This window comes from Gilliamella sp. W8145 (genome assembly GCF_016101145.1).
Lineage (GTDB): Bacteria > Pseudomonadota > Gammaproteobacteria > Enterobacterales > Orbaceae > Gilliamella > Gilliamella apis_A.
In genome coordinates this window covers 1659164-1682313 of the sequence record NZ_JACFRC010000001.1, presented here as the reverse complement: position 1 = coordinate 1682313, position 23150 = coordinate 1659164, and the positions used below count along the sequence as shown (strand labels likewise).

Sequence of the window (23150 nt, the reverse complement as noted above, 5' to 3'; positions counted from 1 at the left end):
CCGAACTCAGAAGTGAAACGCCGTAGTGCCGATGGTAGTGTGGGTATTACCCATGTGAGAGTAGGGTGCCGCCAGACTTTTAAATTTTATATATACATACCAAATACGGTGGAGCGGTAGTTCAGTTGGTTAGAATACCTGCCTGTCACGCAGGGGGTCGCGGGTTCGAGCCCCGTCCGTTCCGCCACCTTTTCTAGGGGCGTAGTTCAATTGGTAGAGCACCGGTCTCCAAAACCGGGTGTTGGGAGTTCGAGACTCTCCGCCCCTGCCATAAAAAAGGTGTTTTGCTCTAAATTTAATCACTTATTTAAATTTCTTTACATAAATAAAAAAATTTTGTTTACAGATTTACTTTGTCAATTATAATTCCCGCCCAACAATATTTATAATCTAGAGGATATAACATGGCTGAGAGTTTTGTAAGTCAACAACGTTTTTTTGATAATAAGAATTATCCAAGGGGTTTTTCTCGTCATGGTGATTTTACTATAAAAGAAGCTCAGATCTTAGAAAAATATGGTTGTGCTTTTAGAGATCTTGATACAGAAGTTAAAAAGCCAGCCACTTCAGAAGAAAAATCTTTTGTTGCGGTTTGTAAAGGGAAAAAAGAGCCATCTACTGATTATGAAAAAGCGTGGATAAAGTACCTTTCTAAAATTAATAAACCAAAACGTTTTCACACATTATCAGGAGGAAAACCTCAAGTTGATGTAAGTGATGATTTTGTCGATAGTGATGATTAATGTTTTAGCCAATATTTTTGTGCAGCTGAATTAATAATCTATCCATAGAACGATAACTCAGAGCTTCTGAAATGTGTTTTCGTTCTATGTTTTTTGAACAGTCTAAGTCAGCAATAGTACGTGATACTTTTAATATCCGATGCCACGCTCTAGCAGAGAGACCTAACTTGATTAAAGCCTGCTCCAAATAATTATTGTCTTCATCACTTAGTAGGCAATGTGTTTGAATCTCTTTTGGTGATAATTGACTATTTAATTTGTTATTTCTTAGCATTTGAATCTTTCTTGTATCAATCACTCTTTTCTTTACTTTTTCTGTTGTTTCTGTTGCAGTATCCTTTTGGCTTAATGTACCCCTTGGTAGTAATGGTACTTCAATAGAAATATCAAACCGATCTAAAAATGGCCCAGATAGCCTATTTAAATAACGTATTATTTGCTGTGGTGTTGTTCTGTTATGAGTGCCTTGATAATGACCTGTGGGACTTGGATTCATTGCAGCTATGAGTTGAAACCTAGCTGGAAATTTTATTTTTGCATTAGCTCTTGATATAACGATTTCTCCTGACTCAATAGGTTCTCTTAACGCATCTAAAACTTTACGGTTAAACTCAGGTAATTCATCTAAAAATAAAACTCCATTATGTGCTAATGAAATTTCGCCAGGTCTGGGAATTGAGCCACCTCCTACTAGCGCCGCAATCGATGCACTGTGATGTGGTGATCTAAATGGTCTTGTTCGCCAATTCTGTATTGAACCATTTGAGTTAACAAGACTTGCAATAGCAGCACTTTCAAGAGCCTCATCATCTGATAATTGTGGTAATAATGATGTTAATCGTGTTGCTAACATGGTTTTACCTGTTCCTGGTGGTCCTATTAATAATAGATTATGTCCACCGGCTGCAGCAATTTCTAACGCTCTTTTAGCATGTTCCTGACCAATTATATCTTGTAGACTAGCGAGTTGATCATTTTCTTCTTGATACTGTCTATATTCGACTGCATGTAAGTTAATTTCATTATATAAATATTGACACAATTCCAGTAAATTATGTGTAATTAATGTATGATTTTGATGTATTAACGATATTTCAGATTGATTTTCAGCTGAAATAATTAAAGTACGATTATTTTTTTTCGATGATATAGCTGCAGGAATCGCCCCTTTCACAGCCTTAATTTCACCGGAAAGAGCTAATTCACCTAAAAACTCATATTTGGCAAGGTGATCCATTGGTATCTGTTCTGTTGCTGCAAGAATAGCAATAGCTATAGGTAAATCAAAACGACTCCCTTCTTTGGGTAGATCTGCAGGGGATAGATTAACGGTTATTTTTTTTGAAGGAAATGTAAAACCACTATTGATAATAGCACTTCTAACACGGTCTTTAGACTCTTTTACTGTTGCTTCTGGTAAACCAACAAGCACGAAGCCCGGTAAACCATTACTAATATGTACTTCGACGTTAATTTGAGGTGCTTGTATACCAATAGAGGCTCTAGTAAAAATAATAGCGAGAGACATAATCTTATCATCAATAACATGGAAATTCTTGTTAGCTTATTAGTAATTAAAAATTGTTATAAATAATAGATAGAAAAATACGTAGCTTCTCGCAATTAATTTTATATTTTTGCAAACATTTTAATTTTTTTTACTCAAAAATAATTTAGAAATAAATAGTGATATAAAAAATAAGCAAGTATTGCTTAATACAACAGAAGGACCTGTAGGCGTATCATAAACTAATGAAAATAATATCCCACCAATGATTGAGAACATGCCAATTAATATCGCAATAATTGCCATTGATTCAGGATTTTTAGCAAAGTATTTTGCAGTAGCTGCTGGAATGATTAACAGTGCTGTAATAATCAAAGCACCAACAAATTTCATAGCAATACCTATCGTTAATGCTAATAATATGGTTAGAATAAATTTTGTTAGTGGTACATTAATTCCATGACTAAATGCTAATTCTTCACTAACTGTAATAAATAAAAAATGATTCCACCGCCACACTAGCAATAGTCCAATTATTACTACACAGATGATTATTTGGTAAACATCAAACATTGTTATAGATAAAAGATCACCAAATAGATAGCCCATTAAATCAATGCGTATGTTATTCATTAAACTTATTACAACTAAACCCAATGAAAGAGCACTATGAGCTAAAATACCCAGTAAAGTATCAACAGGAAGTTGCTTTTGAGATTCTAACCATAATAATCCAATAGCTAATATCAATGTTACTAAAATAATGGCATAAAATAGATTGATATTTAAAAGAAAACCAAAAGCTACCCCTAATAATGCGGCGTGAGATAATGTATCGCCAAAATAGGACATTCTTCGCCAAACAACAAATGTACCTAAAGGTCCTGTCAAACAGGTTAAACTTAATCCTGCCAGTAAAGAGGGTAACAGTAACTCTATCATTATTTTTTTCCTCGTTGGTCAGGTAATATAAATTTTTGATTATGGTGATGTTGGCAAAAATCATGGTCATGATTGTGATGGTGTTTATATAAAGCAATTTGTGATGCACCATGTTGTCCAAAAAGCGAAATAAACTCAGGATCATTTGAAACACTAGCTGGTGTTCCTGAACAACAAATATGGTGGTTTAAACAAATTACCTCATCAGTTTTTGCCATGACTAGATGTAGATCATGTGAGACCATTAATACACCACAGTTAAACTCGTTTTTTGCATCAATAATTAAATCATATAACAGTACCTGCCCATTAACATCAACGCCTTGTGTCGGTTCATCAAGAATGAGTAACTTTGGGCGTTTGGCTAATGCTTGTGCTAAAAGAACTCGCTGCAGTTCACCACCTGATAGTTGATGCATGGATCGATCTATCAAATATTCAGCCTTAACTAATGATAATGTTTTATGAATATCTATTTGACTTAACTGTTTATTTAATCGCATAAAACGTTTTACAGTAATTGGTAAAGTTGGATTTAAATTTATGGATTGAGGGACATAGCCAATGGTTAAATCAGATGTACGCTTAATGCTACCTGTAGTTGGTTTAATTAAACCTAAGATAACTTTGATAAGCGTTGATTTACCAGCACCGTTTGGTCCTAATACTGTAATAATTTGATTTAAATTAACCGTTAATGAAATATCATATAATATTTTTTGGTTATTTATTTCAACGGAAATATTATCAAGTGACATTAAATGCGTCATGATATTATTAGTCCTTGCTGGTCAATATGTTATGTTATATTATAACAATTATTCTAGTTTATTCCATCATATTTTATTAATATTGGATGATAATGTGAAAAATTTAACTAACACTATTATAAAGTCTATCCGTTTTTTTTTATTGGTTTTTTTATCTATTTGGGCGCTAATAGTTAATGCCAATGCGACAATAATTTCTTCAGTAAGACCTATTGGATTTATTACCGAAGCAATCGCATCCGGTGTAATAGATACTGATATATTATTACCTGATGGCGCTTCACCACACACTTATTCATTGAAACCTTCTGATTTAATTAAAATCAAGAATGCAGACTTAATAATTTGGGTTGGTGAGGATATGGAAACTTTTATGCCAACTGTCTTAAAAAATATTGATCAACAGAAACAAATAGAATTAATGGATATCGCTGAAATTGAAACTTTACTTCGTACAAGCCATCAAGAAGATAAACATCATGATAATGATATGCACATTGATAGTGATCATCATCATCATCATGGTGAATATGATGAACATATTTGGCTTTCACCTAAAATTGCTAAAATCATTGCTAAATCAATTCATGCTAAACTGATCGACTTATACCCCAATAAAGCAGCAATACTTGGTGCAAATCTAGACGAGTTCATTACAAATTTATCAGAAACGGAACAAAATATTGCAAAAAAACTAATTAACGTCCAAAATAGAGGCTATTTTGTGTTTCATGATGCTTATGGTTATTTTGAATCGCATTTCGGATTAAAGAATCTAGGAAGTTTTACCATAAATCCAGCAGTACAGCCTGGCGTTCAAACAGTTTATGCAATTCAAAAAGAATTAGCTGAACATCAAGCGGTCTGTGTTTTTAGAGAGCCACAGTTTAGCCCAGCAATAATTAAAAAGATAGTGAATGGTACGGATGTTCGAATTGGTGAGTTAAATCCATTAGGGACTGGTATCCCTATAACAAAAGATTCATATTCACACTTTTTATTTGCATTGACACAAGAACTGTTGGATTGTTTAGATGAAAAATAATTTAGATAATAAATAGTTAAGGTTAATTTTGGTACAGCAGATTAAATCCCCTGATATTGAAAAAAATAAGTTGAAGATTCCTTATTTTTCAATATTAGGCGTCCTTGTTGTTGTGATTTTAGTAACTATACTGTGGCGTCCTTTAAATCTAGATCGTACAGTATATGTTCCGTTAAATTCACAAGCGCAAACCACAGTGACTGATACGTCAACATCATCAGTTGTTATTGGTGATGGTCGAGTAGATATGGTTGGTGATAAATCAAAATCCCAAAACGTTACCGAATCGTCCGATGTTCCAGAAGATGATATAGCTAAAGATGAATTAGATGATATCTCTGAAGAAAAAGATAATACTGTACAATATACCATTGCACGTGGAGATACATTACACGATATTTTATTTCGTTATAATGTTAATAAAAATGACATTTTACAGTTAACAAGTAAATTTAAACAGCTGGCCAATTTAAGAATTGGCCAGCAAGTAAGTTGGACAACTGATGACAACCATAATTTATTAACTTTCAATTGGACAATATCAAGCAATAACGTTCGTATTTTTGAAAAGTCAGGTAATAAATTTATAGAAAGTTCTGAAACTATAGAAGGTACATCCGAAAATGTTGTCATTACTGGTGATCTTAAAACGAGTTTTGTTGCTGATGCACGTAAAGCCGGTTTGACAAGCAATGAAATCGGTATTATTACTCGAGCTTTGCAATGGCGATTGGATTTTCGCCGTTTAAAAGTCGGAGATAAATTTGCTGTATATTTGTCACGTGAAATGCATGGTAAAAGATTATCTAATAGCAAGCTTCTTGGTGTTCGGATTAAAAATGGAACTAAAGATTATTACGCTATTTTAGCTGATGATGGTAAATACTATGATATTAATGCAAGTAGTTTGTCTCAAAGTTTTTTCCGTTATCCTTTGGCTAAACAAGCTCGCGTATCATCAGGATTTAATCCACGCAGGGTAAATCCAGTTACAGGGATAGTTACAGCACATAATGGTGTTGATTTCGCTGTATCTCGAGGAACACCTGTTTTATCGGTTGGTAATGGTGAAGTTGTTATTGCAAAATATAGCGGTTCTGCCGGTAACTATGTTGCTATTCGACATGGTAGGCAATATATGACAGCTTATATGCATCTGGATAAAATTTTAGTAAAACCAGGACAACAAGTTAAACAAGGCGATAAAATTGGTTTGTCAGGTAATACAGGGCGTTCGACAGGACCTCATTTACATTTTGAATTACATATCAATAACAAACCAGTTAATCCATTAACTGCTAGTTTGCCAATTAATGAAGGTTTAACAGGTAAATCTAAGAAAGCATTTATTGAAAAAGTTAAAAATATTAAACCTAAACTTAGTTTTTAACTGATTTTTGTCTTCAAATCCATTATTTAAACTAAAAATTCTTATGTGAAAGAAGGCCAATGCATCAGAAAAAAGTTGTGCTATCATAAGACAGTTTTATTTAACATAAATATCAGGTGCAGTTTGAAAAAAACAACGAAAAAGACATCTACTAAAAAAATTTCGAAGAAAAATAACAAATCATGGTGGCGCCGTGTCTGGTGGTTGCTATTTAAGTTATTTCTTATATTTGTTGCAGTAACTGTTGTTTATGGAATTTATTTAGATCAACAAATTAAAGAACGCATCGATGGTAATGTCTGGGAATTACCGGCTGCTGTGTATGGGCAAATTGTAGATCTTGAACCTGATAGTGATTATAGCCTGAGTGATGTTGTTACGCTGTTAAAAGGTGCACAATATCGTCAACAAGATAGTAAAGCAACTCGTCCTGGTGAATTTATTGTCCAAAACGATGCTGTTGAAATTTATCGACGACCATTTACTTTCCCTGATGGTGAAGAGCAAGCTTTTCGAGTCAGAATTACTTTTTATGATAACAGAATTGATCGTATATCTAATTTAGATACTGGTCGTGACTTTGGCTTACTTAAAATAGATCCTAAATTAATAACTATGATGCATTCACCTAACGGTGAACAACGACTTTTTGTCCCGTTAAAAGAGTTTTCTGATTCGTTAATAAAAACCTTAATTGCAACTGAAGATAAACGTTTTTATGACCATCATGGTGTAAGTTTATATTCAATTGGACGGGCTATTTTTGTCAATTTGACCACTGGCCGAACCGAAGGTGGTAGCACATTAACACAACAAACAGTTAAAAACCTATTTTTGACTAATGAAAGAAGCTTAAGCCGTAAAATACGTGAAGCATATATGGCTATAATTTTAGATGCTCGTTATAGTAAAGAACGTATTTTAGAACTTTACCTCAATGAGGTTTATCTAGGGCAAGCTGGTAGTGAAGAGATCCATGGCTTTCCATTAGCGAGTCTTTATTACTTTGGACGCCCAGTTAATGAATTGACATTAGATCAACAAGCTGTATTAGTGGGGATGGTAAAAGGTGCTTCATACTATAATCCTTGGACTCAACCAGAACAAGTGATTGAACGCCGTAATGTTGTTTTAAAGCTTGCTGAACAACAAGGGATTATTGATGAGGAGTTATTCAACTTACTCAGTCAACGTCCTCTTTCCGTTTTACCAAAAGGGGGGGTAATATCTCCACAACCTGCATTTATGCAAGTTGTGCGTAGCGAGCTGAGAAAACAGTTAGGTGATAAAGCGGATCACCTTTCCGGTATGAAAATTTTCACCACCTTTGATCCGGTTGCTCAAGCTGCAGCTGAACAATCTGTAACCAATGAAATTGAAAATTTACGCAAATCGACGAATAAAGATTTACAAACGGCAATGGTCATTGTCAGCCGTGAAACAGGTGAAATTCGTGCTATTATTGGTAGTGCTGAGCCTCGTTATCCTGGTTATAACCGCGCGTGGCTAACAAGACGAGCAATTGGTTCACTTGCAAAACCATCGACTTACTTAACCGCATTAGGCCAACCGGGGCGTTATCAGCTTAATAGTTGGCTTGATGACAGTCCATTATCAATAAAGTTGGATAATGGTAGTTATTGGCAACCAAAGAATTTTGACCGCAAGTTTCGCGATAAAGTAATGTTAATTGATGCGTTAGCCCTTTCTCTTAATGTTCCTACCGTTAATTTAGGGATGGGATTAGGTTTAGATGCAACCAAGAATACTTTACAAGCATTGGGTGTACCTCAAGATCGTATTCCGAATTTACCATCAAGATTATTGGGTGCTCTAGAGTTAACGCCTTTAGAAACCGCACAGATGTTCCAAACTATTACTAATAATGGTCAACGGGCACCATTAACAATTTTAAGATATGTTTTATCCGACAAGGGTGAACTTGTTTATCAAAATTATCCACAACAAATTCAAGCGGTTTCTCAACAATCAGCTTATTTGACGACTTATGCGATGCAACAAGTAGTTGAATCGGGAACATCGCGTTCACTAAAAGCTAAATATGGATCATTTAATTTAGCAGCGAAAACAGGGACCAGTAATGATTCCCGCGATAGCTGGTTTACTGGAATTGATGGTAAAAATGTCGCTGTAGTTTGGATCGGTCTCGATGATCATTCTCCAATGAAATTAACCGGTGCAACGGGTGCCTTAAAAATATATAGTGAATACTTACAAAATAATCCACCAAAAAGGTTACAACTTCCCGTACCGCAAAATATATTTATGGTACCTATTGATAGTAATGGTCAATGGCAGTGTAATGGCGGTGGTGTACGTAGTTTGCCTGCATGGACAATCAATCCTCAAAGTTTATGTTCGGGTAGTCCTCAAGCTACATCTAATCAACAAGCACCAAGTTGGGTGACAGATTTGTTAAATAATTAAATGAGGTTATTATATGCCTGAATTACCTGAAGTTGAGACAAGTCGACGAGGTATTTTACCTTATTTAAAAGGCCAAACTATTGAGCAGATTATTGTCCGAAATCCAAAGCTTCGTTGGCCCATAGATGAAACAATTAACAATACTCAAGGGCAAGTGATAGTAGATGTTAAAAGGCGTGCCAAATATCTGTTATTACAATTGACTCATGATTGGATTGTCATTCATTTGGGAATGTCTGGTAGTTTACGGATATTAGAGACAAATCAACCACCGGCTAAACATGATCATGTCGATTTAGTATTAGTGAATGGAGTGAGATTAAGATATACCGATCCAAGACGTTTTGGATCATGGCTATGGACTCACTCTATTGAAGAATTACCTCAATTGAAGCAATTGGGACCAGAACCACTAACAGATGATTTTTCAGCTAATTATTTATTTGAAAAAGCTAACAATCGAAAAATACCAATCAAAAGTTGGATTATGGATAATCATATTGTTGTCGGTGTTGGTAATATTTATGCTTCAGAATCATTGTTTTTGGCAAAAATTAATCCAAATCGAAAAGTTAGTAGCTTAACATTAGTCGAATGTGAACGATTAGTCACAGCAATCAAGCTGGTACTTACGAAATCTATAGAACAAGGCGGGACGACGCTTAAAGATTTTGTTCAATCTGATGGTAAGCCGGGGTATTTTGTTCAAAACCTCCAAGTATATGGCCGAGAAGGTGAGCAATGCTTAATTTGCCAATCTAATATTAAGTCTAATAGAATAGGACAACGTAACACTTTTTATTGTGAAAACTGCCAAAAATAATAGATAAAAATTACTTATATTTTTCTTTCCTAATAATTTTTTACTTATTGAATAGTAATGTAAATTCAACTCTTTTTAGTTATAAATTATATAAAATACTTATTAACCACTTTTAACTTAGTTTATTTCTAAATAGTATAGATAATAAACAATTTATTTATGGATTTAAAAAGAATATAATAGTATAAATTAAAAAAATCTTTTTTACTCAAAAGGCTATGGACTTGTTACACAATATCGGCTATCTTTCTCGCTGTAAAATTAACTATTTTTTTAAAGCATAGTATCTGTTATAAATTAACTTTAACAGTTTAATTTTAAAATACTTTTACTTTTCTTTATATGGGGTTAAGTCTATTTTAACCTAGTGTATTTCGCTTTGATTAAGGAATTTAAGATGATCAAATTTGCTTCTCGCTTTTTGATAGCTTGTTTTGTTTTATTATCAACAATGATGGCTACAGCTGAAGTTAGAATTGTTATTACTGATGGTGTCAGTTCAGCAAAGCCAATTGCTATCGTACCATTTAAATGGACTGGTAGCGGAGAACCTCCCCAATTTGTAGATAATATTGTTGCATCCGATTTACGTAATAGTGGTAAATTTAATCCTATTGATGTGGCAGCAATGCCACAAAAGCCAACTACTGCATCGGAAGTTAATCCTAGTGTTTGGAGTAATATGGGTATTTCTGCTGTTGTAGTGGGATCAATTCAACCAGATGTATCAGGAAAATATCTTATAACTTATCAACTAGTTGATACTGTTGATCGCCCTGGTTCAGTATTAGCAGAAAATCAATTTTCTATAGAAAAACGCTGGTTACGTTATGCTTCTCATACAGCAAGTGATGAAATCTTTGAAGCATTAACTGGTATTAAAGGTGCATTTAGAACACGTATTGCTTATGTGGTAAAAAACAATAAAGGACCTTATACCCATGAATTGCGTGTATCAGATTACGATGGTTATGATCAAATTACTGTGCATCGTTCTAAAGAGCCACTAATGTCACCAACCTGGTCTCCTGATGGTAAAAAGTTAGCTTACGTAACTTTTGAAAGTGGTCGTTCTGCTTTAGTCTTAAAGACGTTAGACAGTGGCGCAGTTGAAACTATTGCTTCATTCCCACAACATAACGGTGCACCAGCATTTTCGCCTGATGGTAGTAAATTAGCTTTTGCTTTATCAAAAGGCGGGAGTTTAAATTTATATATGATGAATTTGAGTTCTAAAAAGATTACCCAAATTACATCTGGACGTAGTAACGATACAGAACCTTCTTGGATGCCAGATAATCAAACCATAGTTTATACCTCTGACCAGGCAGGACGTCCGCAACTTTATTCAATTAATATTAGTAGTGGAGCATCGCAACGGGTAACTTGGGATAATACTCAAAATCAAAATGCTCGCGTATCTCCAGATGGCAAGTTTATTGCTGTTATTTCTACTAATAATGGTGAGCAACATATTACTCGATATGATGTAGAAACTAATACATATCAACGATTGACCGATACTTTTCTAGATGAAACACCGAGTATTGCTCCAAATGGCACTATGATTATCTACAGTTCTTCACAAGGTTTAGGTACAATTCTGAATCTTGTTTCTACTGATGGTAATTTTAAAGCAAGGTTACCAGCGACAGATGGGCAAGTGAAATTCCCTTCGTGGTCACCTTATTTATAAGAACGACTAATTTTTGGGCAATAATGACATTATTAAAATTGTGTAAATGTGAAGGTCGTTATAATATATACCTCTAATCTTTCTAGTTAGTAACGAGTGTTACTGTTAAGTCGGTTAGATGTATAAAAATAAGTAAATTTATTTAAAAAAAGGAGTTAATACAATGCAATTTTCTAAATTTCTTAAAGTAGCTGCGGTTGCTTTACCATTAGTCGCTGTGACAGCATGTTCATCAAACAGCAGCAGCACTGCAGGTGGTAACGGCACTTTATCAAAAGAAGCTTTAGAGCAACTTCAAAAACTACAACAAATTAACACTGTTTATTTTGATTATGATAAATACAATGTTAAAGCAGAATATGAAACATTATTAAATGCACATGCTGTATTTATTCGTTCAACTAACTTAAATGTTGTTATTGAAGGTCATGCCGATGAGCGTGGTACACCAGAATATAATATCGCTTTAGGTGAACGTCGTGCGTCAGCAGTTAAATCTTACCTACAAGGTAATGGTGTTTCTGGTGAACAACTATCAATCGTTTCTTATGGTAAAGAAAAACCAGCAGTATTAGGTCACAACGAAGCAGCTTATGCTAAAAACCGTCGTGCAGTAGTTACTTACGCTGGATACTAATCCCATCTAATGACGGCTGAATCATCAGCCGTTTTTTATTTCCAATGTTCACGTTGAGTTTATATAATATGTATAAAAAAATAATCACATTGTCCTTATTTCTTTTGTTTGCTGGTTATGGTTGTGCTGCTGGTAGTTCTGATGTTGATAGAACAATACAAGCTCAAGGGCAGTTAATCATTCAGAATCAACAAAAAATTAGTGATCTACAATCTGATTTAGATACACTTCGTGGCCAATTAGAAGAAACAAGATACCAACTTAATCAAACTATTGAACGTCAAAAAATGATTTTGCAAGAAATAGCTAATGGTACAGGTTTCTCAGCAAATAATTCCAATACAGGCTCACAAGAAAGTAGTTCTGATTCGGCTGTAAGTTCTGAGCAATCGTCTTCAAACCTATCTGGATGGACGACATCAGGAGATGATAAAGCTGATTATAATTTTGTTATGCAATTTATAAATGATGACAAGCAAACCGATAATGCTATTGTTGCCTTTCAAAGTTTCTTAAAAGCTTATCCAAAGACCAACTATCGTGCGAATGTTAACTATTGGCTTGGTCAACTTTGTTATAAGAAAGGCCAAAAAGATGATGCTTCATTCTATTATGCAACAGTAGTGAAAGATTTCCCTGCGTCACCAAAAGCTGCAGATAGTCTTTATAAAGTAGGTGTTATCTTACTTGATAAAGGTGATAAAAAGAATGCTAAAGCTGTTTTTCAACAAGTAATAAATAAATACGCTAAAGACAAAAATGCGGTTGAGCAAGCAAATAAAAAGCTAGCATCGTTGTAACAAAGTGTATAAATAACCAGCTATCGAATAAAAATAGCAATAAAAGGGTTGCGTGCTTTTACAATTATAAGTATTATAGCAACCCGAAATTGCTTGAAACATAAAGTAATTTCACAGAAGTTATCTTATCAAAATGGGTTGTTAGCTCAGTCGGTAGAGCAGCGGACTTTTAATCCGTTTGTCGAGCGTTCGAATCGCTCACGACCCACCACTTCTTTGCATCACTATAAAAAGCAACTCAAATAAAATTAATAGATAAAACGATGAGAACGTTAGCGTTCGACAAATTCGTCAGGAACGAATTTGAACAACACAACGTGTTGGCACTGAAAGGGTGAGACACAGGATGTGTCGAATAATCTAGCTCACGACCCACCACTTCTTATCCATCACTAGAAAAGCAACTCAAGTAAAATCAATAGATAAAGCGATGAGAACGTTAGCGTTCGACAAATTCGTCTGAATTATTTGTATTGTCGTTTATTCAATTTTTTATCATTTCTAAAACTTGCTTTAACTAGTAAATTGAATCCTAACTAAAATTAATTAAATTTTCTAATAATATAAAACAATTTTAATAATATATGAGTTGATAACCATTTTTAATTGGTTAAAAAATATAAAATAATTTGTAAAGGTAAATAATAATCATTATCATTATTTGTTGTTATTTTGAAATTAATTAGATAACACAGCAAATAATAGGAAAAATAATGAAATTAGTTAATCAATTAGTCTTACCTTGTATATTGGGCTCATCAGCTTTTATAGTTAACGCCCAAGAAAAAGTTAATGATGATAATGAAATTGAAACTATGAAAGTTGTCGCAACGATTAAGGATAATAATGATCAGCGCATAAAAAAATCATCAACAGCAACTAAAACATCCTTTGATATTAAGGATATACCACAAACGATCAATTCGGTTAATCTTGAACAAGAGAAAATTTATGGACAAAACGACCTAAGTGTTATTGTCAATAAATTGCCTGGAGTAGATGCAACCTATGATATGCGGGATGAAGGCATAAAAATTAGAGGCTTTTCCGCAAGTTCTGGTGATATTTACCGAGATGGTGTTCGTGCAAGCGGACAGGTTAGACAAAGTACCGCTAATATTGAGCGAATCGAAGTATTAAAAGGTCCTGCATCGGTACTCTACGGTCGAGGTTCTGGTGGCGGAATAATAAATATGATCAGTAAACAAGCCAACTTTGATTCACCAACGACATTAAGTATACGTGGTGGATCTTGGGATAAATATGGTGGAATGGTAGATATTAATCATGTTTTACATGATAAGCTTGCGGTAAGAATGACTATTGATCATCAATCGGATAAAAGTTTTCGTAAAGGTATCAAACAACGAGATACAATGATTTCTCCAAGTTTATTGTATGATAATTTGGAAGGCTTTAATTGGTTAGTGCAATATACTAATGATAAATTATGGCGTAAACCAGATCGGGCTCCAGCTTATTATGAATTACCTAAAGGTGTTTCGATCAAAACGGCTTATGCGCATCCAGATGACTATGTCAAAGATAATTTTAATTCATTACGTTCGGTAATGGGATATCAATTCAATCATGATTGGTCTATCAAATTAACGAATATGTATCGTAAAGCTGATCAAAATTTTGACCATCTTTATGCGGGTACTTATTGTGATCTGAATGGAAAAACTAGCAGAAATACCTCTTGTAACTATCAAGGTAAATTGAAATTCCGTCGAGCATGGCAAGAAACCTCAAACAAAACTTATAGTAATACGCTTGATTTAGCGGGTAAATTTGATACAGCAAGTATTACTCATGATATGTTAATCGGAATTGAATATAATATTGAAAAACGACAACCTCGATTAGCTTTAACTAGTGAATATCCAGAAGCGATTGATCCGTTTCATCCTCACTGGAACTCTAAAAAGCCTCGTTACAATAAATTAAGTACTAAGACAAATCATAAAGCTACATCTAAAGGATTATATTGGCAAGATCTCATTAGTTTTACTGAACAATGGAAATTACTGGCAGGATTACGTTATGATAAGTATGAATTTGCTTCGGATAATAAATTAAATCAACAAAGTCGTTCTTATGATGGTCACTCTTTAAGTCCACGGGTAGGATTAATTTGGCAACCAATAGCGTCACAAAGTTTTTATGCTTCTTATAGTAAAAATTTTGCACCTTATGGGGGACGAGGCCTGATTACCATTGCTACTGACTCTAAGACGGTTTATGATGACAAACCTCAATATTCGCGCCAGTATGAAGTCGGAATTAAGAGCGATTGGTTTAATGATAAGCTATCTTCTCAAATCGCCCTTTATGACCTTGAACTGTATAATGTTCGTTATCAACCAGATGCCGTCAATGACCCTTATAATTGGCAGGTTAGAGGTAGTGATCGAAGCCACGGTATAGAATTAAGTGCAATAGGACAATTGAGTAAAAATTGGTATCTCAATAGTGGCATTGGTTATCAACAGGCCAAAGTTAATAAAGATAAAAAAATACCAGATAATAAAGGTAAGTATTTATCTAACACAGCCAAACATAGTGGTCATATTGGTGTTCGTTATTTACCTTACGAAAATTGGTTTACCGAAGTAGAATTTAATTATAAAGGCTCGATGTATAACGATGATAAAAATCTGGTTAAACGTGCTGGTTATGGAACATGGAATGCGGCAGTTGGTTATCAAACACGATCTGTTGATGTAACCTTAGCGGTAACTAATTTATTGGGTAAAGAGTATTGGCGATCAAGTAGTATGCCGGGCACGCCTCGAGCTTTCTTATTAACTGCTAGTTATAAATTATAATTGTTGATAAATATTTGTCAGAGCTAAATTAGGTTAATAAATTAAAAAGGGAATAGTATTCCCTTTTTTAATTATTCTTATCTTTTAACGACTGATTAAATAATTCTGACCAACTAATTTGAATAATGAGATTAATGTTAAAAAACTTAAAATAAAATTTAGATGTAACAAAAAATTATTTATTAATATCAAAAAAACATCCTCCTTTTGCCATTTTATAGCTTAAAAAACCCCTCTCCTCAAAATTTTCACATTATTTTTACTTATACAATTTGCTAATTTTGAATTTTCTTTAATGTGCATAATATTTAATATTCCGCTAGTATAGAATTTGTACTAGTTAACAAGTCTAAACTAATTACTGCTAATAATATTTATAGTAGCAATTACGTTAGGATTGCATAAAATAAAAACAATGCTATATTATATGAATAATTAATCAAAAAAATAGAATAAATATTCAATTATTTTGCTTGTGAATAGAGCTTTAAAGGATATTATAATATCAGCAATGGGAGCTTAATTATGGTTTTCGATATTGATTTAATAAAAGGTATTTATCAAAGTTATCCACAAAAAATTGATGTTATCCGCCAGAAAATTGGAAAACCATTAACATTGACGGAAAAAATTCTCTATGCTCATCTTGCCGAAGATGAAGAGCTGAAAGCTTATAAAAGGGGAGAGGATTACGTAAATTTTTCACCTGATCGAGTTGCAATGCAAGATGCAACTGCACAAATGGCGCTATTACAACTGATGAATTCTGGACGTAAACGAGTTGCAGTTCCATCAACAGTCCACTGTGATCATCTGATACAAGCCTATAAAAATGCACATGATGATCTGATTATTGCTGAAAGTAATAACCATGAAGTTTATCAATTTTTACGTGATGTATCGAACAAATATGGTATTGGATTCTGGAAACCTGATGCCGGAATTATTCATCAAGTAGTACTTGAAAATTATGCCTTTCCGGGCGGAATGATGATTGGTACTGATTCACACACCCCAAATGCTGGTGGTTTATCGATGATTGCTATTGGTGTTGGTGGGGCTGACGCGGTTGATGTTATGGCCGGTATGCCATGGGAATTGAAAATGCCGAAAATAATCGGTGTAAAATTAATTGGAAAATTATCCGGTTGGGCCTCACCCAAAGATGTCATATTAAAACTGGCTGGAATACTAACCGTCAAAGGTGGCACCAATTCAATCATTGAATATTTTGGTGAGGGTACTGAGTCGTTGTCTGCTACTGGTAAAGCTACGATTTGTAATATGGGGGCTGAAGTAGGAGCGACCACCTCAATATTTCCTTATAGCCAAAAATCAGCTGATTATCTAACCATGACAGGTCGTCAAGAGGTGGTTGATTTAGCAAATACATTAATCTCTTGTTTTAATCCTGACGCAGCCGTTTTAGATGACCCTGAAAGCTATTATGATCAAGTTATCGAAATTGATTTGTCGACGTTAGAGCCTTATGTGAATGGTCCATTTACACCTGATTTAGCTTATCCAATTTCACAGCTAGCAAACGCAGTTCAACAACATGATTATCCTGATAATATGGAGGTAGGTCTTATTGGTTCATGTACTAACTCTTCATATGAAGACATGATGCGAGCTGCTTCTGTAATCGATAGTGCCAATAAATTAGGCTTAAAAGTAAATGCAAAACTAATTATTAATCCTGGTTCAGAACAAGTTAAATATACTTCTAAACGTGATGGTATTTTGCAGTGTTTTGAACAAGCCGGTGCAGCTATTATGGCTAATGCCTGTGGTCCTTGTATAGGTCAATGGCGTCGTGATGATGTTGCCGATGAGCACAAAAATTCGATAGTTACTTCGTTTAATCGTAATTTTGCTAAACGAAATGATGGTAGTCCAAACACTTATGCATTTGTGTGTTCGCCCGAAATTGTTGTTGCATTATCGATTGCTGGTAAATTAAGTTTTAATCCAATAACTGATGAACTAATTAATGATAAAGGTGAAAAAATTAAGCTGCCAGAACCTATCGGCGATGAGTTACCAAAACAAGGATTTGCTGTCGATGATGCCGGATATATTAAGCCAATTGCTGATGGTAGTTTGGTTGAAGTAAATATTGATCCGCGTTCTGAACGTTTACAACAGCTTGCACCTTTTTCTCCATGGGATGGTAAAGATATTCTCTCCCAACCATTGCTGATTAAAGCAACGGGTAAATGCACCACGGACCATATTTCAATGGCCGGTAAGTGGTTAAAATTCCGCGGCCATCTAGATAATATTTCGAATAATATGTTAATTGGTGCCGTTAATGCCTTCAACCAAAAAACTAATAGTGTATTAGACACTCAATCTGGTGATTATATTGAAGTACCTGCTTTGGCTCGTCAATTAAAAGCGCAAGGAATGGGGTCGATAGTAGTAGCCGAAGAGAATTATGGTGAAGGGTCATCTCGCGAGCATGCTGCAATGGAGCCTCGTTTTTTGAACGTTAAAGCAATTGTCGTTAAATCTTTCGCTCGTATCCATGAAACAAATCTGAAAAAACAAGGTATGTTAGCGCTAACTTTTGTTAATAAGGATGATTACGAAAAAATTCAAGAAGATGACCAAATCAGCATTACAGGGCTCAGTGATTTTGCCCCAGGTAAAAATCTAACATTAATCCTTCATCATCATGATGGTAGCATAGAATCTTTTGCTGTTGCGCATACTTATAACCACGCTCAAATTGAATGGTTTAAAGCGGGTAGTGCATTAAATAAGCTAAAAGAAGAATTTAAGTAACAGATAAGAGGAAGAGACAATATGAATCAGCAAGTTTCAATTGAAAATGGACAATTAGTCGTCCCAAATCATCCCACTATTCCTTTTATTGAAGGTGATGGTGTTGGCAAAGAGATTTGGCAGGCTGCTCAAACAATTTTTGATAAAGCTATTGAAAAAGCTTATCAAGGTAAGCGTAGTATTCAATGGAAAGAAGTACTTGCTGGCGAAAAGTCATACAACCTAAATGGTACATGGCTTCCAGAAGATACCATGAATGCTTTTAAACATTATCTTGTTGGTATTAAAGGGCCATTAATGACACCTGTTGGTGGTGGGATCCGTTCACTTAATGTTGCGTTACGTCAAGAATTAGATCTTTATGTCTGTTTACGTCCTGTGCGCTGGTTTAAAGGAGTAGAATCACCATTAAAGCATCCTGAAAAGGTCAGTATGACGATTTTCCGTGAAAATACCGAGGATATTTATGCCGGGATTGAATGGCAACAAGGTACAGCTGAAGCTGAAAAGTTTTATCATTTTTTATCTGAACAAATGCACGTGAGCAAAGTACGCTTTCCTAATACCTCGGCTTTTGGTGTTAAACCTGTTTCAATTGAAGGATCGGAACGTTTAATTCGATCTGCTATTAACTATGCACTACAACATAAATTACCGTCGGTTACTCTAGTTCATAAAGGTAATATTATGAAGTTTACTGAAGGTGGATTTAAGCAATGGGGCTATGAACTTGCGGAAAGAGAATTTTCTGACGCTGTGTTCACGATGAATCAATATGGCAAAATTCAAAAAACCGAGGGTAATGCTGCAGCTGATCAAGCATTACAAACCGCTAAATCAGCCGGTAGATTAATTATAAAAGATGTTATTTGTGATGCATTCTTACAAAATACCTTATTAAAACCAGAAGATTATTCGGTTGTTGCAACATTAAACCTTAATGGTGATTATGTTTCCGATCAGCTGGCTGCAATGGTTGGAGGAATAGGTATTGCGCCGGGCGCTAATATTAACTATTTAACCGGACATGCTATCTTTGAGGCAACTCACGGAACTGCCCCTGATATAGCTGGTCAAAATCAAGCTAATCCGTCATCACTCTTATTATCTGGCGTGATGATGTTTGAATATTTAGGATGGCATGAAGCTGGACAACGAATTACTAATGCCATGGAAAGCTTATTTCAATTAGGCAAAGCAACTGCAGATTTAGCGCGCTTTATGCACAATGGGCAATCATTATCAACAACCCAATTTACTCAAGCAGTAATTGATAAATTATAGTTCAAAAGGGAGGTGATTAATGAAAGAAAAGTTTTTGGTTTATAAATTATCGGAAACGATTAAAAACACGAGCAAAATTGAATCACAACTATTTGAACAATTTAATGTAAAACGCGGATTACGTAATGCCGATCATACTGGGGTTTTAGTAGGATTAACTAAAATTGGCGATGTACTAGGTTATGAACGCTTAGATGATGGTTCATTGAAACCCATCGCGGGTAAATTATTGTATCGTGGTATCGATATTGAAGAATTAGTACATAATGCACAGAAAGAACAACGTACAGGTTTCGAAGAGACTATTTATTTACTCTTATCTGGTTCTTTGCCCGATAAAGAAGAATTACGTGATTTCTCACGTTTACTTTGTGAATCAATGGCATTAGAAAAGCAAACCAAGATTGCAATTATGGAGCTTGAAGGGCACGATGTAATGAACATTTTGGCTAGAACTGTTCTAGAAATGTATACTTATGATTCACTGCCAGATGATACTTCTCGTGATAATTTAATGTGTCAATCCATAGATCTGATTGCTAAATTTCCAGCTATTATTGCGTATGCTTATAATATGTTAAGCCATAGCGCTAAAGGTAAATCCTTACATATTCGCCATCCTCATGAGGATTTTTCAATTGCGGAAAATTTTCTTTATATGATGAAAGGGTCAGGCGGATATACCGAGTTAGATGTAAGAGTACTTGATTTAGCGATGATTATTCATGCTGAGCATGGTGGTGGTAATAACTCGACGTTTACCGTTCGGGTAACAAGTTCAACAGGTACTGATACTTACTCATCAATTGCCGCTGGGATTGGATCATTAAAAGGGCCATTACATGGTGGAGCAAATTTACAAGTCGGAAAAATGCTTAAACATCTTGCTGATGAGATTAAAAATTGGACTGATGTAAATGAAATTGATGCTTATTTACAACGTATTTTAAATAAAGAGGTCTTTGATCAAAAAGGGCTAATTTATGGTATTGGTCATGCTGTTTATACGGTATCAGATCCACGGGCAATGTTACTAAAAGAGATGGCATATAAACTCGCTCAAGAAAAAGGCCGTGAAAAAGAGTATAACTTCTTAAATTTATTAGAAGAACGAGCTATTCATGCGGTGGTGAATCGTAAAAATGCCAGAACCAAAAAACAAGTTTGTGCCAATGTTGATTTTTACTCAGGGTTTGTTTACGACATGATTGGTTTACCTAAAGAAGTTTATACCCCTTTATTTGCTATGTCGCGAATTGTTGGTTGGTGTGCTCATCGCATTGAAGAACTCAATTTTGATGATCGTCGAATTATACGTCCAGCCTATAAAAACATTGGCCAACTTATGTCATTTACTCCTCTAAAAGATCGTTAGTTTATTTACCGTCAGTATTCTCTGACGGTAGCGCCCAAAAATATTGCTTATTAAAAAATCGTGGTGATTTAGAACAATAGTTTGTAGACTATACCTAATTAATCGTTTTTAGCTATGTACTTTGTACATAAATTATATATGAATCTTTTAAAATCTTTAGCTACAGTCAGCTCAATGACAATGGTTTCACGAGTTTTAGGCTTTGTTCGTGATGCGATTATTGCCCGTTTTTTTGGTGCGGGGATGGCAACTGATGCCTTTTTTGTTGCCTTCAAATTACCAAATTTGCTTCGCCGTATTTTTGCCGAAGGTGCCTTTTCACAGGCGTTTGTACCGATTTTAGCTGAATATAAAAATCAACAAGGGATTGAAGCATCACGTACTTTTGTGGCTTATGTTGCTGGGCTATTAACGCTAGTATTAGCTATTGTTACCTTAATTGGTGTTATAACTGCACCTTTTATAATAATGTTAACTGCACCTGGATTTATGCAAGATTCAACTGAAAAGTTTGAGCTTGCTACTGTGATGTTGAGAATAACATTTCCCTATATCTTTTTTATTTCACTTGCATCATTAGTTGGAGCTATACTTAATACTTGGAATCGTTTTTCTGTTCCTGCTTTTGTGCCAACTTTACTTAATTTAAGTATGATAGTTTGTACATTATTTTTAACACCTTATTTTAATCCTCCGGTACTTGCACTTGCTGTTTCGGTAGTTATTGGTGGTGTTTTACAACTGCTTTATCAGCTACCATATTTAAAAAAGATTGGTATGTTAGTTTTACCTCGGATTAGCTTCAAAGATAGTGGTGTTTGGCGAGTGTTAAAACAGATGGGCCCTGCTATTTTAGGTGTTTCGGTTGGTCAAATATCGTTAATCATTAATACAATTTTTGCATCATTCTTAATTTCGGGTTCTGTTTCTTGGATGTATTATGCTGACCGACTTATGGAGTTTCCTGCCGGTGTGCTCGGTGTGGCACTAGGTACTATTTTATTGCCATCTTTAGCGAAAAGTTTTGCTAAAGGTGATCAACAGCAATATTCTGAATTATTAGATTGGGGCCTTCGTCTCTGTTTTTTATTAGCCTTACCGAGTACTGTGGCATTAGGTGTAATTTCTAAGCCACTAGTTTCAACACTCTTCGAGTATGGACAATTTACTTTGAATGATACGTTAATGACTCAACGTGCTTTAATTGCATATTCAATTGGTTTACTTGGGCTGATTTTAATTAAAGTATTAGCGCCTGCGTTTTATTCCAGACAAGATATTAAAACACCCGTTAAAATAGCCATTGTCACTTTGATACTAACTCAGTTAATGAATTTGGTATTTATTGGGCCATTACAACATGCAGGACTTTCATTATCAATTGGCCTTGCTGCTTGTTTTAATGCCGGTTTATTATTTTGGCAATTACGTAAAAAGAATCTTTATCAACCTCAACCTGGCTGGTATCGATTTTTAATCAAGGTAATTATTGCTGTTGTATTGATGTCTTTGACTTTATGGTTTGGTGCTCAGTTATTACCTGATTGGTCTACTGGCTCAATGTTAACCAGAATTGGTCGTCTATTGTTGTTGGTTATAGTTGGTATTGGCATCTATTTCGGATCACTGGCTTTAATGGGGTTTAAAATAAAGCATTTTATTAAACGAATTGAATAAATTATTTTTACCTGCTAATTAAAACCAGTTATTCAAAAAGAGTTGAATGACGAGTTATTATCAATAAATAAAAACATTGATAATTAGGAAATTAAATAGAAATGGAAAACGGGTCCTTCTTCCAATTGTCGCTAATAGGCAGTTTAGTCTATTTTTTAATAAGCATATTATTGACTATATTGGTTTTATTTTTACAAACAGATATTTTATTGCCACAAGGTCTATTCTGGCATCTTTTTTTGAATTCATCATTCTTTTTGCGAATTCTTTTAGATGTTTGTTTGGTTGAAATTCTATGGACGTTTGGTATTTTAACGTTATTTCTGTATTCAGCTCATATTAATATAGTTAATAGAATTAATGTCATTTCATTAATCATTTTAATGTCGATT

Annotated in this window: 16 protein-coding genes and 3 tRNA genes; 16 read left to right on the top strand and 3 right to left on the bottom strand. The window is 34.5% G+C overall.

Annotated features, from left to right (window positions below; translation table 11 throughout):
* Positions 1–110: 110 nt before the first annotated feature.
* The 3 genes from H3T80_RS07500 (at position 111) to H3T80_RS07490 (ending at position 743) form a co-directional block, all read left to right on the top strand.
* Positions 111–187: transfer RNA gene (locus H3T80_RS07500), tRNA-Asp, on the top strand.
* 8 nt (positions 188–195) lie between these two features.
* Positions 196–271: transfer RNA gene (locus H3T80_RS07495), tRNA-Trp, on the top strand.
* A 133-nt stretch (positions 272–404) separates the two neighbouring features.
* Positions 405–743 carry a DUF413 domain-containing protein gene (locus H3T80_RS07490; RefSeq protein ID WP_198201062.1) on the top strand — a complete coding sequence of 113 codons (339 nt, stop codon included), beginning with the start codon at positions 405–407 and terminating at the stop codon, positions 741–743.
* A 4-nt stretch (positions 744–747) separates the two neighbouring features.
* Here H3T80_RS07490 and H3T80_RS07485 read toward each other — a convergent pair whose 3' ends face one another.
* The 3 genes from H3T80_RS07485 to znuC form a co-directional block, all read right to left on the bottom strand.
* Positions 748–2271: a YifB family Mg chelatase-like AAA ATPase gene (locus H3T80_RS07485; RefSeq protein ID WP_198201060.1), complete on the bottom strand. Its 1524-nt coding sequence runs from the start codon at positions 2269–2271 to the stop codon at positions 748–750.
* Between the two features lie 120 nt (positions 2272–2391).
* On the bottom strand, positions 2392–3192 hold the full coding sequence (znuB, locus tag H3T80_RS07480; RefSeq protein ID WP_198201058.1) for a zinc ABC transporter permease subunit ZnuB: 801 nt from the start codon (positions 3190–3192) through the stop codon (positions 2392–2394).
* Positions 3192–3962, bottom strand: coding sequence for a zinc ABC transporter ATP-binding protein ZnuC (znuC, locus tag H3T80_RS07475; protein WP_198201056.1), 771 nt, complete (start codon positions 3960–3962; stop codon positions 3192–3194). Before znuC ends, znuB begins: the two co-directional genes overlap by 1 nt.
* 94 nt (positions 3963–4056) lie before the next feature.
* On the opposite strand from znuC, the gene znuA reads away from it, so the two are divergent.
* The 13 genes from znuA to murJ all read left to right on the top strand — a co-directional run bounded on the left by znuA (position 4057) and on the right by murJ (position 22758).
* Complete coding sequence (gene znuA, locus H3T80_RS07470; protein WP_198201054.1) at positions 4057–5007, top strand: zinc ABC transporter substrate-binding protein ZnuA; 951 nt, start codon at positions 4057–4059, stop codon at positions 5005–5007.
* A 28-nt stretch (positions 5008–5035) separates the two neighbouring features.
* Positions 5036–6397: a murein DD-endopeptidase MepM gene (gene mepM, locus H3T80_RS07465; protein WP_198201052.1), complete on the top strand. Its 1362-nt coding sequence runs from the start codon at positions 5036–5038 to the stop codon at positions 6395–6397.
* Positions 6398–6556: 159 nt separating this feature from the next.
* A complete protein-coding gene (mrcB, locus tag H3T80_RS07460; RefSeq protein ID WP_370548277.1) occupies positions 6557–8845 on the top strand; it encodes a bifunctional glycosyl transferase/transpeptidase in 2289 nt (762 codons plus the stop codon).
* Positions 8846–8858: 13 nt separating this feature from the next.
* Entirely contained in the window at positions 8859–9668 is an 810-nt protein-coding gene (gene mutM / locus H3T80_RS07455) for a bifunctional DNA-formamidopyrimidine glycosylase/DNA-(apurinic or apyrimidinic site) lyase (protein WP_198201043.1), read from the top strand.
* A gap of 400 nt (positions 9669–10068) precedes the next feature.
* Positions 10069–11364: a Tol-Pal system beta propeller repeat protein TolB gene (tolB, locus tag H3T80_RS07450; RefSeq protein WP_181414674.1), complete on the top strand. Its 1296-nt coding sequence runs from the start codon at positions 10069–10071 to the stop codon at positions 11362–11364.
* A gap of 163 nt (positions 11365–11527) precedes the next feature.
* The gene (gene pal / locus H3T80_RS07445; protein ID WP_198201042.1) at positions 11528–12001 is read left to right on the top strand and encodes a peptidoglycan-associated lipoprotein Pal; all 474 of its coding nucleotides are present in this window, start codon (positions 11528–11530) and stop codon (positions 11999–12001) included.
* A 68-nt stretch (positions 12002–12069) separates the two neighbouring features.
* Complete coding sequence (gene ybgF, locus H3T80_RS07440; protein ID WP_181414612.1) at positions 12070–12801, top strand: tol-pal system protein YbgF; 732 nt, start codon at positions 12070–12072, stop codon at positions 12799–12801.
* A gap of 135 nt (positions 12802–12936) precedes the next feature.
* Positions 12937–13012: transfer RNA gene (locus H3T80_RS07435), tRNA-Lys, on the top strand.
* Between the two features lie 502 nt (positions 13013–13514).
* Complete coding sequence (locus tag H3T80_RS07430) at positions 13515–15632, top strand: TonB-dependent siderophore receptor (protein WP_198201041.1); 2118 nt, start codon at positions 13515–13517, stop codon at positions 15630–15632.
* Positions 15633–16157: 525 nt separating this feature from the next.
* Positions 16158–18422 carry an aconitate hydratase gene (locus H3T80_RS07425; RefSeq protein ID WP_198201035.1) on the top strand — a complete coding sequence of 755 codons (2265 nt, stop codon included), beginning with the start codon at positions 16158–16160 and terminating at the stop codon, positions 18420–18422.
* Positions 18423–18443: 21 nt separating this feature from the next.
* The gene (gene icd / locus H3T80_RS07420) at positions 18444–19706 is read left to right on the top strand and encodes an NADP-dependent isocitrate dehydrogenase (protein ID WP_198201034.1); all 1263 of its coding nucleotides are present in this window, start codon (positions 18444–18446) and stop codon (positions 19704–19706) included.
* Between the two features lie 19 nt (positions 19707–19725).
* Complete coding sequence (locus H3T80_RS07415) at positions 19726–21081, top strand: citrate synthase (protein ID WP_198201032.1); 1356 nt, start codon at positions 19726–19728, stop codon at positions 21079–21081.
* Between the two features lie 138 nt (positions 21082–21219).
* Positions 21220–22758: a murein biosynthesis integral membrane protein MurJ gene (murJ, locus tag H3T80_RS07410; RefSeq protein ID WP_198201030.1), complete on the top strand. Its 1539-nt coding sequence runs from the start codon at positions 21220–21222 to the stop codon at positions 22756–22758.
* The last annotated feature ends 392 nt before the right edge of the window (positions 22759–23150 follow it).